Source organism: Streptomyces sp. AC555_RSS877 (assembly GCF_019049245.1).
GTDB lineage: Bacteria > Actinomycetota > Actinomycetes > Streptomycetales > Streptomycetaceae > Streptomyces.
In genome coordinates this window covers 1-12,747 of the sequence record NZ_JAGMUK010000079.1, presented here as the reverse complement: position 1 = coordinate 12,747, position 12,747 = coordinate 1, and the positions used below count along the sequence as shown (strand labels likewise).

Sequence of the window (12,747 nt, the reverse complement as noted above, 5' to 3'; positions counted from 1 at the left end):
CCGCCGATTTCCTGCGCCCCGGCCGCCGGACAGGTCCTAGCGGCCGGTGAAGCGCGGGGCGCGTTACTCCAGGAACGCGGTCATGCCCTCCTTCTGGTCCTCCGTCGCGAACAGGGCGTGGAAGACCCGGCGTTCGAAGCGGACGCCGTCGCGCAGGCCGGTCTCCAGGGCGCGGTCGACACACTCGCGGGCCGCCCTGACCGCCGTACGGCTGTACGTGGCGATGGTCGCCGCCGCTTCTAGGGCGTCGGGCAGGACACGTTCGTCGGGGACGACCCGGGAGACCAGGCCGGCGGCCTCCGCCTCGCGGGCGTCCATCGTGCGGCCGGTGAGGACGAGGTCCATCGCCTTGGCCCGGCCCACCAGACGGGTCAGGCGCTGGGTGCCGCCGATGCCCGGGATCACGCCGAGCTTGATCTCCGGCTGGCCGAAGACCGCCGATTCTCCGGCGATCACCAGGTCGCACATCATCGCCAGTTCGCATCCGCCGCCCAGGGCGTGCCCGCCCACGGCCGCGATCTTCGGAGTGCGGAGGTCCGCGAACTCCTCCCAGGCGGCGAAGTAGTCCTCCGCCGCCATCTCCACGGCCGTCTTCGTCGCCATCTCCTTGATGTCGGCACCCGCCGCGAAGATGCTCTCCGAGCCGGTGACGACGAAGCAGCCGACCTCGGGGTCCGTGTCCAACGGGCGGAGGGTGTCGAGGAGTTCGGCGAGGAGTTCGCCGCTCAGGGCGTTGCGGACGTGCGGGCGGTGCAGGCGTACGGTGACCACTCGGTCGTGCCGTTCGATCTTGATGGTGTCCATCGGTGTCCCTCCTCGGTCTACGAGTCCCAGATCGCGCCGTACGCGGGAATTCCGCGTCGTTCCAGTCCGTGCACCACCTGCCAGGTGAGTTTCTTGTTGGAGATGCAGATCACCGCTTCGGCCCCCGAAGTCGCGGTAGGCCTCGTAGGCGAGGCGCACCATGTCGGGTTTGCCGTCGCGGGAGGTGTCCCAGACCAGGGCGTGCGGCTGGACGCCGAGGATCTCGTCGACGAGGGCGTCGCCGTAGGTGGTGCGGGGGTCGCGGGTCGCCCAGACCAGGCGGGAGGGACTCCGGCGGCGAGGAGGTGGGGCAGGCAGGGGCCGTACGGGCCGTCGCCGCGATGTCCTTGCCGCGGACGACGAGGGTGGCGCCGTGCGCGAGGCAGCCGAGGATCTCCAGGCGGCCATGTCGAAGGCGATGTTGAGGAGCTGGGCCACGCGGTCACCGGGGCGGATGCCGAGGCCGCCCGGCTGGGTGAGCAGGAGGTTGCCGACGTTGCGGTGGGTGACCTTCACGCCGTTGGGGCGGCCGGTGGTGCCGGAGGTGAACAGGACGTAGCAGCCGTCGTCGGGGCGGACGTGCGGGCGCGGGGCCCCGGGCTCCTTGTCGGTGGCGCGGCGGGGGCCGGGAACGTACGGCAGCGGTTCGTCGAGCGCGATCGCGCGGTGGCCGTCCGGCAGCGGAACGCGGTGGGCGTGTCCCGCGAGGGTGAGGACCACGCGGGTGCGGGCCGTGCGGACGACGTGGGCGAGCTGGGCCGGGGGCGCCAGGGCGATGTCCTGCGGGACGTAGGCGGCGCCGGTCTTCAGGATGCCGAGCAGGCCGACGATTATCGGGATCGAACGGCGGACGAAGAGTCCGACGTGGTCGCCGGGGCGTACGCCTTCAAGGACGAGGCGGGCGGCGAGGGCGTCGGCGTATCGGTCGAGCTCGCCGTAGGTGATCGTCGTTCCGAGGTGCTCGGCGGCGACGGAGTGGGGGGCGGACTCGACCCACCGTTCCACGGCGTGGTGGACGAGGGGGTCCGGGACGGCGACCGTGGGGCCGTGGCCGTGCTGCCGGAAAAGGTGCTGGTCGCGTGGGGTCAAATGGCGCAGAGGCATGGTTGGGGGACCTCCTGGCTGGCTGTTTCGAGTGACGGTGTGCCACAAGCGGCCAAGCCGCGTGTGGATGCAGCCGGAATGAACGGCGGGCATACCCGGGTGTCGAACGCCGTGCGGAGTCACGCGCGGGGGCCAGTCTGCTCTTCGGGTCCTTCAACGCTCAACGAGGCGTGTTCAGCCAGTCACGGAGCGGAATGCGCCACATATGGCTTATTTCACCACAACGGCAACTTCCGTGCCGGCCGGCGGCGACTGCGCGGTGGGCAGGTGTGCGCCTCACCGCGCCTCACGACGTGGGCTTGCGCGCGCCTCACGACGTGGGCTTGCGTGCGCCTCACGACGTGGCAGGCGTGCGCCTCACGACGTAGGCACGCGTGCGCCTCACGGCGGCGGGCCGGCGGCGGGGAGGTCGCCGTGTCGGGCGCGTAACAGGGAGCCTCCGTCCGCGTAACACGGCCGAAGCACGCTGAAAGGCATGCAGAACACCGCGACGCCCACGCACTGCCCGTACTGCGCCCTGCAGTGCGGGATGAATCTGACGGCAACCCCGGACGGGACCGTCGAGGTGAGCGAGCGCGCGGATTTCCCGGTGAACCGGGGCGCGCTGTGCGGCAAGGGCCGTACCGCGCCGGCGGTGCTCTCGTCCCGGGTGCGGCTGACCTCCCCGTTGGTGCGCTCCGAGGGCACGCTCGTGCCCGCATCCTGGGACGAGGCGCTGGACCGGATCGCCGAGGGGCTGTCCCGCACGCGCACGGAGCATGGTCCGGACGCGTGCGGGGTCTTCGGCGGGGGCGGTCTGACCAACGAGAAGGCGTACACGCTCGGCAAGTTCGCGCGCGTGGTGCTCGGCACCTCGCAGATCGACTACAACGGGCGTTTCTGCATGTCGTCCGCCGCGGCGGCCGGGATCAAGGCGTTCGGCCTGGACCGCGGCCTGCCCTTCCCGCTGGAGGACATCCCGAAGACGGGCTGCGTGATCCTCGTGGGGTCCAACCTCGCGGAGACCATGCCGCCGTCCTTGCGGTTCTTCAACGAGCTGCGGGAGAACGGCGGCACGCTGATCGTCATCGACCCGCGCCGCACGAAGACCGCCGAGCAGGCCGACCTGCACCTGGCGCCCCGGCCGGGGACCGACCTGGCGCTGGCCCTCGGGCTGCTGCACCTGGTCGTCGCCGAGGGGCGGGTCGACGAGGAGTACATCGCCGAGCGGACCTCCGGCTGGGAGGAGACGCGGGCGGCGGCGATGGCGCACTGGCCGGAGTACGTGGAACGGATCACGGGGGTGTCCGTTCCCCAGCTCCGCGAGACAGTGCGCATGTTCTGCGAGCCGGAGTCCGCGATGGTGCTCACCGCCCGCGGGCCGGAGCAGCAGTCCAAGGGCACCGACACCGTGGGCGCCTGGATCAACCTGTGCCTGGCGACCGGCCGCGCGGGGCGCCCGCTGTCCGGGTACGGCTGCCTGACCGGTCAGGGCAACGGGCAGGGCGGGCGCGAGCACGGCCAGAAGGCCGACCAGCTGCCCGGCTACCGCAAGCTGGACGACCCCGCCGCGCGCCGGCATGTCGCCGAGGTGTGGGGCGTGGACCCGGACAGCCTTCCCGGCCCGGGGCGCAGTGCGTACGAACTGCTGGACGCGCTGGGTTCGGACATCAAGTCGCTGCTGCTGATGGCGTCGAACCCGGTGGTGTCCGCGCCGCGCGCCGCCCACATCGAGGAGCGCATCAGGTCGCTGGACTTCCTCGCGGTGTGTGACGTCGTGCTCTCGGAGACGGCGGCCCTCGCGGACGTCGTCCTGCCGGTCACGCAGTGGGCCGAGGAAACGGGCACCATGACCAACCTGGAGGGCCGGGTGCTGCTGCGCAAGCAGGCGATCACCCCGCCCGAGGGCATCCGCAGCGACCTGGAGGTCATGCACGAGCTGGCCGCCCGGCTCGGCGTGGAGAAGGGCTTCCCGACCGACCCCGAGGAGGTCTTCGAAGAGCTGCGCCGGGCCAGCGCGGGCGGGCCGGCGGACTACTCCGGGATCACCTACCGCAGGCTGGCGGAGGAGAACGGGGTGTTCTGGCCGTGCCCGGCGGCGGACGGCCAGGACGACGCGGCCGACTCCGCGGATGCCTCCCTGGATGCCCGGGCGGGCGACGACCCGGCGCAGGAGCAGGACGACGACCTCGCCGCCGCCGTGCACCCCGGCACCCCGCGCCTCTTCCTCGACCGGTTCGCCACCCCGGACGGCCGGGCGCGGTTCGTGCCCGTCTCGCACCGGGCCATCGCCGAGGAGCCCGACGCCGAGTACCCGGTGCTGCTGACGACCGGCAGGGTCGTGGCCCAGTACCAGTCCGGTGCCCAGACCCGCCGCGTCGACGAGCTGAACGCCGCCGCACCCGGCCCGTTCGTGGAGCTGCACCCGCGGCTGGCGGAGCGGCTCGGCGCGGCCGAGGGCGACCCGGTGGCCGTGGTCTCCCGGCGTGGCCGGGCGGTGGCGCCGGCGCGGATCACGACCACGATCCGCCCCGACACCGTCTTCATGCCCTTCCACTGGGCCGGCGAGGGCCGAGCCAACACCCTCACCAACCCTGCCCTCGACCCGACCTCGCGGATGCCGGAGTTCAAGGCGTGCGCGGTACGGCTGGAGGCCGTGGAAGGCTGAGTCCCGTCACGCGGCCGTGAGGACCGTCGCCGCGTCCGCCCCGTACTCCGCGATCTCCTCGTCGGTGAACTCGCGTGTCTTGGTGAAGCCCAGGCCGACCACCGCGACCAGCCGGGTGTCGTCCTCCGGATCGAAGACGGGGAGCGTGAGGGAGCCCTTCGCCTGTGCGGCACGGCCTCCTCGGACGGCGTCGCCGGTGGTGTCCGTCCGGAAGTCGGAGACGGCGACGGGTGCCCGGCGCTCGGCAGCGGTTCCGGCCATGCCCTTGCCGAAGAGGATGACGGCGGGGCCGTTCCGCACCGACGGCGGCAGGTTGTGCGCGGCGACGAGCACGATCTCGCCTTCCGCCGCGGCGGGGCCGGAGAGATGGACCGAGCCGACGAAGCCGCCGCTGCGGGCGACGAAGGCGGCGATCTCGGGGCGGGCGTTCTCTGGGACGGGAAGCGGGCTTCAGGGCCCTTTGGGGAAGGCCGGGAGGCCTCAGGAGGCGAGTAGGCCGGTCTCGGCCGCGCGCAGGAACGCGATCGAGCGACGGGCGACCTCGGGTGCGTCCAGGGAGCCGCCCTGGATCTCGACGGACACCAGACCCTCGTGTCCCAGCGCGTCCAGCGTCGCCAGCACCGGCGGGAAGTCGATCTCGCCCGCGCCGAACTCCAGATGCCGGTGGACGCCGCGCACCATGTCCTCGATCTGCACGTTCAGCAGGTGGCGCGCGGCCCGTCGCACGCACTCCAGCAGCGGCCGTTCCTCCACGCAGTGGGCGTGGCCGATGTCCAGGGTGATGCCGAACAGATCGTGGCCGCCGACCAGTTGGCGCAGCCGCAGACACCGGTCGACCGTGTCGACGAACGTGTACGGCTCCGGCTCGAAGGCCAGCGCCACCCCGTACGCCTCGGCCGTCTCCAGCACCGCCCCGACGCCCGCCGCGAGGCGCTGCCACACCGCCGTCTCGGACACCCCGACCGGGGCCGGTCCGCTGCACAGGTGGACGGTGGGCGAGCCCAGTTCGGCCGCGATGCGCACGGCGCGCCGCAGCAGGTCGATCCGCCGCTCCGGCTCCGCCGACATCAGCGTCGGCTCGTGCTTGGCCCAGGCGTCGAGGAAGTACGGCGCCCCGGTCTCGACGGTGACGGTGAGCCCGTGCCGCGCCAACTGCTTGCCGGTCAGGGCGACCTGGCGGCCCAGGTCCGCGGCGTACGGGTCGAGGTGGTGGTGGTCGAGGGTGAGCGCGACGCCGTCGTAGCCCAGGTCCGCGAGGACGCCGAGCAGGTCGCTCAGCCGGTGGTGGGCGAACCCGTTGGTGCCGTAGCCGAATCTGAGGCTCATGTCGGCGACACCCGTCCGGCCGGCCGCAGCGCCAGTGGATGCACGGCGCCGAGAACGGCGGCACCGGGCGCACCGCCGCGCGCGGTGAGCGCCGCCCGCAAGGGCACCATGGCGAGGATGCCGGCCCCCACCGCCCGCCGTACGGCGCCGCCGCTCGGGTCGCGCACGGCGAGCGCCTGGGCGCGTCCGTAGGTCCCGAGGTAGGCGAGGGCCGCTGCGGCGGCGACGGCGGTACCGGCCGCTGAGGCGCGCGGTGTCGGCCGGGTCGGCCGTCCGAGGGGCCAGGCACCGGCCACCGCCGTCGCCGACGAGACGGCGAGGGTCGCCGCCGGCAGCCGCGCCGGGGCGTTGGAGATCTCGTGGCGGCTGAGGAGGGTGAGCGTGCAGGTGTGCAGCCCGGTCAGGAGCGCGGGGAGGGCCGCGCGGCCGAGCGCGCGAGCGGTTTCGCCGGACGCGGTGCCGACTGTCCCGCCGGGCGCGGGCGACGGCGGCTTCCCGCCGCCCGCCACCGCTCCCGCCAGCACGTCCAGCACCCGCGCTCCGGCCATCGCGGCCGGTCCCGCCGGGGTCGACTTCAGTTTCAGGTCGTACGCCCACACCAGCGCGGTCAGTGGCAGGGCGGCGGCGAGGCCGCGCCGGCCGCCCGAGAGGCCGGCGAGGCCGAGGCCGGCGGCGGTCAGACCGGCGGCGACGGACCGGGCGGTCCGGCGCGGCACGCGGCCGGAAGGTATGGGCCGTTCGGGCCGCTCCACCGAGTCGACGGCGGCGTCCGCGTAGTCGCTGAGGGCCATGCCCGCCCAGTAGAGGCACACGGACGAGGCCATCACTCCGGCCGTCCGGAGACCGAGCGGGCGGCCGGCCGCCGTCGCCCCGACGAGGACGTCACCGGGAACGCTGAGGGCGGCCGGGGCGCGCACGAGGCTCGCCAGATCCGCCGCCCGGGGTACCGCTTCGCGGTCGTTCATGCGGCGATCATTGCCAAGTTTGATTGAACCTTCATACTGCGGAATGAGGAAGTTCCGTGTGAGATAGACAACAGTGGCGCCCGGTTGAGGTGTTGGCCTGGCGGGCGGCATCCCACGCCTCGGCTCAGCCGCGAACGATCCAATCACCGCTGCCGATGCGGTTCCCGCGGGCGCGCAGACGTGCGGCCACGGCGGGTGCGGCGACGTACACCCAGGCCCGTACGGCCGGCCCGTCATCGCCGTCACCGTCACCGCCTCCGTCAAGGATCACCTCGCGCTCCACGCGCTCGTAGAGACTGTGCGGATCCCCCGGCGCGTAGTCCTCCAGCCGGTCCAGCGCGACCAGCAACTCCCCGTACGTGTCGGGCAGTGCGGTGACGACCTCGCCGTACACCACTCCCCCGCGTTCCTCCACGGCGTACGGATAGCCGGGCCCCTCGTACAGCACCGCGCCGACGAGCCGGGCCGGTTGTTCGGACCGTGTGCGGCCACGCAGGAAGAGGTCGTGGTTGGGCTCGCCGGGGCGGAGGGTGCCGTAGACGAAGAAGGGCAGTTGCGGGGCGCTCACAGAAACGATTCTGACCCCTCACACACCTGCGCATCCGCGCCATAGACACGACATGTCATGGCCGCTTAAAACTTGTTCAAGATCGCTTCATTTCCCCACGTCCCGCGCCACCCACCCCCACCTCCGGCGCGCCCTCCTTCACGCCCAAGGCCCCACGCCCCACACCCCCACGCCCTCTCAGGCGCCTTCTCTAGGAGACCGATGAGCCGGATACGGCCGTACGTCCGAGGTTCCCGCCGTCTCGCCGCCGTCGGCGCCGCCGCCACCAGCGCCACCCTGCTGGCCGCCGCGCTCACCCCCGCCGCCGACGCGGCCGAACGGCCGACCCGGGCCTCCGCGATCGAGAACGCGTCGTCGGTGCTCGCGGACCGGGCCGCGGCGCTGGGTCTCACCGCCGCGCAGGACACGACCGTCCGGGACGTCGTCGTGGACGCGGACGGCACGCAGCACGTCCGCTACGACCGTACCTACCGCCAACTGCCCGTCCTGGGCGGCGACTTCGTGGTCCATCTCGCGCCCGACGGCAGCTACCGCAGCACCAGCCGCGCCACGAGGAGCGCGGTCTCGCTCGCGAGCGTCACTCCGAAGCTGTCGGCCCCGAAGGCCAGGCACCTCGCGGTGAACGCGCTGCGCGCCGCCAACCTCGGCGAGACCCTGCGACGGATCACCGCCACGTCGGAGCTGGTCGTCGACGCCCTGCACGGCGCCCCGAGGCTGGCGTGGCGGACGAACGCGGTGGCGCAGGACTCCCTCGGCAACCCGACCGCGCGGACGATCCTGACGGACGCCGGCACGGGCACCGAGATCGACGCCTGGGACGCCATCGAGACGGCCTCGGGTGACGGCAAGTCCCTGTACGGCGGCACGGTTCCGCTGGAGACGACCCGGTCGGGATCGACGTACCAGCTCAAGGACGCGACGCGCGGAAACACGTACACCGGCGACGCGGCGAACCAGAACGACCTGTGCATTCTGACGGTCTGCCTGAGCCGGGCCCCCGCTACGGTCTTCACCGACGCCGACAACCACTGGGGCACCGGCACGGATGCCGACCGTGCCTCGGCGGCGGTCGACGCACAGTACGGCACGGACGTGACGTGGGACTACTACCGATACGTCCACGGCCGCAAGGGCATCGCGGGCGACGGCAAGGGGTCCTACAACCGCGTGCACTACGGCACCCGGTACAACAACGCCTTCTGGGACGACACCTGCTTCTGCATGACGTACGGGGACGGTGACGGGACGCAGCTCGGACCGCTGGTGTCCCTCGACGTGGCGGGCCACGAGATGTCGCACGGCGTGACGTCGAAGACGGCGGCGCTGGCGTACTCGGGCGAGTCCGGCGGGCTGAACGAGGCCACCTCCGACATCTTCGGCACGCTGGTGGAGTTCTACGCCGGCAACGCGTCGGACGCCGGTGACTACCTGATCGGCGAGAAGATCGTCCGCTCCGGCTTCGGCCGGGAAGCCCTGCGCTACATGGACAGGCCGTCCAAGGACGGCGCCTCCGCCGACTGCTGGACCGCCGCTGTGGGCGACCTCGACGTCCACTACTCCTCCGGCGTCGCGAACCACTTCGCGTTCCTGCTGGCGCAGGGCAGCGGCGCCAGGACGGTGAACGGCGTCAGCTACGACTCGCCGACCTGTGACGGCTCTTCGGTGACCGGCATCGGCCGCGCCAAGCTGGGGGCGATCTGGTACCGGGCGCTGACCGTCTACATGACGTCCGCCACGAACTACGCGGGGGCGCGGGCGGCGACGCTGAGCGCGGCGAAGGATCTGTACGGGGCCGGGAGCGCGGAGTACGGCGCGGTCGCCGGAGCCTGGAGTGCGGTGGGCGTGGGGTGATCCAGCCACGTGGGGTGATCCGGCCCTGAACGCGTGCAACGGCCGCCTCGGCCCTCTCGCCGGGGCGGCCGTCGTGTTGCCGGGGCTTGCCCCACGCCTTCCACCAACGGTGACCTGGCACTCAGCCCTTGACGGCCGAGCTGGCGACGCCCTGAACGAACCAGCGCTGGAAGAAGACGAAGACGATCAGCACGGGCAGGACCAGGAGGACGCCGAAGGCGAGGATCTGTCCCCAGTCCGGGGGCAGCTGGGCCTGGAAGACGCTCATCTCCAGCGGCAGCGGACGGACCGACGGGTCGGAGACCATCAGGACCGGCCAGAGGAACGAACCCCACTGGGTGAGGAAGGTCAGGATCGCCACCGACGCGAAGGCCGGCTTGCTCATCGGGACGATGATCGCGAAGAAGGTGCGCCAGGGGCCGGCACCGTCCAGGCGGGCGGCTTCCTCGATGCTCGGCGGGATCGAGCGGAAGAACGTGTGGAACTGGTAGACCGAGAAGGCGTTGGCGACGAACGGGAGCGCCTGGATGAAGAGCGTGTTGCGCTGACCGTTGAACATGTAGAACAGCGGGACCGCCACCGACTCGAACGGGACCAGCATCAGCAGCAGGACGAGCGTGAACACGGCGTTGCGGCCACGCCACTTCAGGCGTGACATCCCGTACGCGGCCATGGAGTTCACGAACAGGCCGCCCGTGACGACGACGAACGCCAGCAGCAGGGACACGCCCATGAAGCGCCAGAAGTAGCCGGTGCTGTCGGAGTCGAGACTGCTGAGGACCGCGGAGTAGTTGTCGAAGGACAGGTGGGTGGGGAGGAAGCCGGACAGTCCGTTCAGCACTTCGCCGGACGGCTTGAGGCTGCCGATCAGCAGGTAGATGACGGGCAGCGCGAAGACGAACGCCAGGACGGACAGGACGGCGTAGTCGAGGACGCGGCGCAGGGGCATGCGGGTGAGGCCCGGGTTCGTGCTCATGGTCAGTCCTCGTTGTCGGGCCGGACGACGCGGCGCTGGATGAGGGTCAGGGCGACGACGATCAGGAAGAAGACGACGGTGATCGCGGCCGCCTGGCCGACGTTGTTCTGATCGAAGGCGGTGGTGACGGCCTGGTACATCACCGTGCGGGCGGCGTCCTCGTTGAGGCCGCCGCCGCGGATGAGGACGTAGACCTGGTCGAAGACCCGGAAGGAGAGCACCGAGGTGAGCATGACGACGAAGACGAGGGTGCCGCGGATGCCGGGCAGGGTGACGTGGCGGAACTGCTGCCAGCGTCCGGCGCGGTCGAGTTCGGCGGCCTCGTAGAGCTCGCCCGGTATCTGCTGGAGGCCGGCGAGCAGGATGACCATCTGGAAGCCGACGCCCTGCCAGATGGACAGCACGATGACCGAGGCCATCGCGGTGGCGGAGTCGCCGAGCCAGTCGAAGGCGCCCCAGCTGCCGAAACTCACCGTGTGCAGCGCGGAGTTGAGCATGCCCTGGTCGCTGCGGGCGAGGATGAGCCGCCAGATGACCGCGACCAGTGCCATCGGGAAGACGACCGGCATGAAGAAGACGGACCGGAACAGGCCGATCGCCCTGAGCTTGCGGTTGAGCAGGATCGCCAGCCCCAGCGCGAGGGCCGTCTGCACCGGTACGACGACCACGGCGAACGTGAGGTTGTTGAGCAGGGCCCGCAGGAAGGGGCCCGACAGGTCGGGGTCGGTGAACAGCCGCCGGTACTGCTCCAGGCCGAAGAAGGACGGTGCCAGCGGGGAGCCCAGGCGGACGTTGTAGAAGGAGAGGACGACGGCGTAGCCGAACGGAACGCCGACGAAGGCGATGAGTCCGACGACGGCCGGCGTGGACATGAGCAGTCCGTGCAACCAGTCGCGGTTCCTGCGCACGGGGCGCACGGGGCGCACCGGACGCGCGGGACGCGCGGGCTTGACGGCGGTCACGGGTGGGGCCTTCTCCCGGGCGTGCGGCGCGTCGTGCGCCGGTTCTACGGAGGTCACGGGGGTGTCCTGTTCCCGGCGGGGGCGGGTGCGGCGCGCGCGAGCCCGCCCCCGGCCGATGGTCCTACGGGATCTTGTAGCCGGCGTTGTCGGAGAAGTCCTGGTCGATGGCGCGGGCGGCCTTGGACAGGGCCTCGGCGGGGTTGGCGCCGCCGTAGACCGAGTTGAGGGCCTCGCTGAACTTGGCGGTGATGGTGGGGTATCCGGCGGTCACCGGGCGGGTGACGGCGACGCAGGACTTGCTGATGTCGCTGTCTCCGCAGGGCTTGGCGAGCTGGTCGGCGAAGAGCTGGAGCGGGCCTCCCTGCTTGTACAGGGGGCTCTTGGCGAGGGCCGTCCTGGTGGCGGGCGGGGCGCCGTTGGCCGTGGTCATCGCGGTGACGTTGGTGTCGTTGAGCAGGTAGTCCATGAAGGTGCCGGCGGCCTTGGCGTTCTTGCTGTCGGCGCCGATGCCCCAGGCCCAGGAGCCCTGGCCGGTCTTGGGGCCGTTGCCGAAGTCGGGCAGCGGCAGGACGACGAGGTCGTCGCCGAGGGCCTGGCTGTAGGTGGGATACATCCAGTGGCCGACCCAGCTCAGGGCGACGCGGCCCTTGGCGAGGGCGTTGCCGTCGGTGTTGGGGTCGACGTACGTCTTCCAGGACTGGAAGGTCTTCAGCGCCGAGGCCACGGCCGGGGTGTCGAGGGCGCCTTCGGCCTTGCCGTCCTTGAGCAGCGAACCGCCGGCGGACCAGACGACGGGGGCGAAGCCGTAGGTGCCCCACTCGGTGGCCAGTCCGTTGTTCTCCTGGATGTCGAGCGTCTTGCCGTCGGAGTCCTTGGCCTTGAGCGCCTCGAGCGCGGCGGTGAACTGCTCGGCCGTCCAGTCGTCGGACAGGCTGGTCGGGTACTTCACGCCGGCCGCGTCCAGCAGCTTCTTGTTGCCGTAGATCCCGAGGCCCGAGTCGTACATGCCCAGGCCGTAGTGCTTGCCGCCGATCTCGCCCTGCGACTTGATCGCGTCGGTGGCGTTGGCCAGCGTCTTGGCGGAGACGTAGTCGTCGATGGGGGCGAGCTTCTTGTTGTAGACGAAGTTCGCCATCGTCGGGCCGTCGAACTCCATCACGTCCGGCAGCTCGGAGGCGCTGGTGGCGGTGATGGTCTTGGTGTAGTCGTTGCCGGGTATCAGCTTCAGCTCGACCTTGATGGCGCTCTGCGAGGAGTTGAAGGACTTCACGGCGGCCTGCACGGCGGCGTCCTCGCTCTTCTGGCCCTGGTGGGCCCAGACGCTGATGGTGCCCTTGCCGCTGCCCGCCTCCGCGGAGGCGTCGGTGCCACCGCCCCCGCCGCAGGCGGCCAGTGCCGCCAGGGGCAGGGCGAGTGCGAAACCCGTGCGGGCTGTGCGGCGGTACTTCCGGCTGGTCGAGCTCATGGTGGTGCCTCCGTGCTGGGGCGAGGGTTCGGGGTGCTGGAGCACATGGCGGGGCGTGGGGGGGGTGGGGCTCAAAGGG

The 12,747-nt window shown here is 71.6% G+C and carries 10 protein-coding genes and 2 pseudogenes; 2 read left to right on the top strand and 10 right to left on the bottom strand.

The annotated features are described in order from the left end of the window. Positions 1–63 precede the first annotated feature (63 nt). The 3 genes and pseudogenes from KUM49_RS31820 to KUM49_RS31815 all read right to left on the bottom strand — a co-directional run. Positions 64–804 (bottom strand): enoyl-CoA hydratase-related protein, encoded by a 741-nt coding sequence (locus KUM49_RS31820; protein WP_217240439.1) that lies wholly within the window; start codon positions 802–804, stop codon positions 64–66. A gap of 17 nt (positions 805–821) precedes the next feature. Further along, a pseudogene (locus KUM49_RS48800) lies at positions 822–1,127 on the bottom strand (hypothetical protein); the annotation flags it as partial. Continuing rightward, positions 1,124–1,908, bottom strand: a pseudogene (locus tag KUM49_RS31815) (AMP-binding protein); the annotation flags it as partial. The pseudogenes KUM49_RS48800 and KUM49_RS31815, both read right to left, overlap by 4 nt. A 475-nt stretch (positions 1,909–2,383) precedes the next feature. On the opposite strand from KUM49_RS31815, the gene KUM49_RS31810 reads away from it, so the two are divergent. Then, positions 2,384–4,555: a molybdopterin oxidoreductase family protein gene (locus tag KUM49_RS31810; RefSeq protein ID WP_217240438.1), complete on the top strand. Its 2,172-nt coding sequence runs from the start codon at positions 2,384–2,386 to the stop codon at positions 4,553–4,555. A gap of 6 nt (positions 4,556–4,561) precedes the next feature. On the opposite strand, the gene KUM49_RS31805 is transcribed toward KUM49_RS31810, so the two are convergent. The 4 genes from KUM49_RS31805 to KUM49_RS31790 all read right to left on the bottom strand — a co-directional run bounded on the left by KUM49_RS31805 (position 4,562) and on the right by KUM49_RS31790 (position 7,414). Next, entirely contained in the window at positions 4,562–4,888 is a 327-nt protein-coding gene (locus KUM49_RS31805) for a GAF domain-containing protein (protein ID WP_217240437.1), read from the bottom strand. Between the two features lie 147 nt (positions 4,889–5,035). Beyond that, positions 5,036–5,881: a sugar phosphate isomerase/epimerase gene (locus tag KUM49_RS31800; protein WP_217240436.1), complete on the bottom strand. Its 846-nt coding sequence runs from the start codon at positions 5,879–5,881 to the stop codon at positions 5,036–5,038. Then, entirely contained in the window at positions 5,878–6,846 is a 969-nt protein-coding gene (locus KUM49_RS31795; RefSeq protein ID WP_217240435.1) for an SCO3242 family prenyltransferase, read from the bottom strand. Before KUM49_RS31795 ends, KUM49_RS31800 begins: the two co-directional genes overlap by 4 nt. 124 nt (positions 6,847–6,970) lie before the next feature. Further along, complete coding sequence (locus KUM49_RS31790) at positions 6,971–7,414, bottom strand: gamma-glutamylcyclotransferase family protein (RefSeq protein ID WP_217240434.1); 444 nt, start codon at positions 7,412–7,414, stop codon at positions 6,971–6,973. Positions 7,415–7,615: 201 nt separating this feature from the next. Between KUM49_RS31790 and KUM49_RS31785 the strand changes: the two genes are divergently transcribed. Further along, positions 7,616–9,265 (top strand): M4 family metallopeptidase, encoded by a 1,650-nt coding sequence (locus KUM49_RS31785; RefSeq protein WP_217240433.1) that lies wholly within the window; start codon positions 7,616–7,618, stop codon positions 9,263–9,265. Positions 9,266–9,386: 121 nt separating this feature from the next. On the opposite strand, the gene KUM49_RS31780 is transcribed toward KUM49_RS31785, so the two are convergent. The 3 genes from KUM49_RS31780 to KUM49_RS31770 all read right to left on the bottom strand — a co-directional run bounded on the left by KUM49_RS31780 (position 9,387) and on the right by KUM49_RS31770 (position 12,668). Further along, a complete protein-coding gene (locus KUM49_RS31780) occupies positions 9,387–10,241 on the bottom strand; it encodes a carbohydrate ABC transporter permease (RefSeq protein ID WP_217240432.1) in 855 nt (284 codons plus the stop codon). A gap of 2 nt (positions 10,242–10,243) precedes the next feature. Next, the gene (locus tag KUM49_RS31775; protein ID WP_217240431.1) at positions 10,244–11,260 is read right to left on the bottom strand and encodes a carbohydrate ABC transporter permease; all 1,017 of its coding nucleotides are present in this window, start codon (positions 11,258–11,260) and stop codon (positions 10,244–10,246) included. A gap of 64 nt (positions 11,261–11,324) precedes the next feature. Next, positions 11,325–12,668: a sugar ABC transporter substrate-binding protein gene (locus KUM49_RS31770; RefSeq protein ID WP_217240430.1), complete on the bottom strand. Its 1,344-nt coding sequence runs from the start codon at positions 12,666–12,668 to the stop codon at positions 11,325–11,327. Positions 12,669–12,747: the final 79 nt, after the last annotated feature.

Coding starts and splice junctions, on each gene's coding strand:
- KUM49_RS31820 (WP_217240439.1), bottom strand. CDS start 804: ATGGACACCATCAAGATCGAACGGCACGACCGAGTGGTCACCGTACGC.
- KUM49_RS31810 (WP_217240438.1), top strand. CDS start 2,384: ATGCAGAACACCGCGACGCCCACGCACTGCCCGTACTGCGCCCTGCAG.
- KUM49_RS31795 (WP_217240435.1), bottom strand. CDS start 6,846: ATGAACGACCGCGAAGCGGTACCCCGGGCGGCGGATCTGGCGAGCCTC.
- KUM49_RS31785 (WP_217240433.1), top strand. CDS start 7,616: ATGAGCCGGATACGGCCGTACGTCCGAGGTTCCCGCCGTCTCGCCGCC.
- KUM49_RS31770 (WP_217240430.1), bottom strand. CDS start 12,668: ATGAGCTCGACCAGCCGGAAGTACCGCCGCACAGCCCGCACGGGTTTC.
- KUM49_RS31800 (WP_217240436.1), bottom strand. CDS start 5,881: ATGAGCCTCAGATTCGGCTACGGCACCAACGGGTTCGCCCACCACCGG.
- KUM49_RS31780 (WP_217240432.1), bottom strand. CDS start 10,241: ATGAGCACGAACCCGGGCCTCACCCGCATGCCCCTGCGCCGCGTCCTC.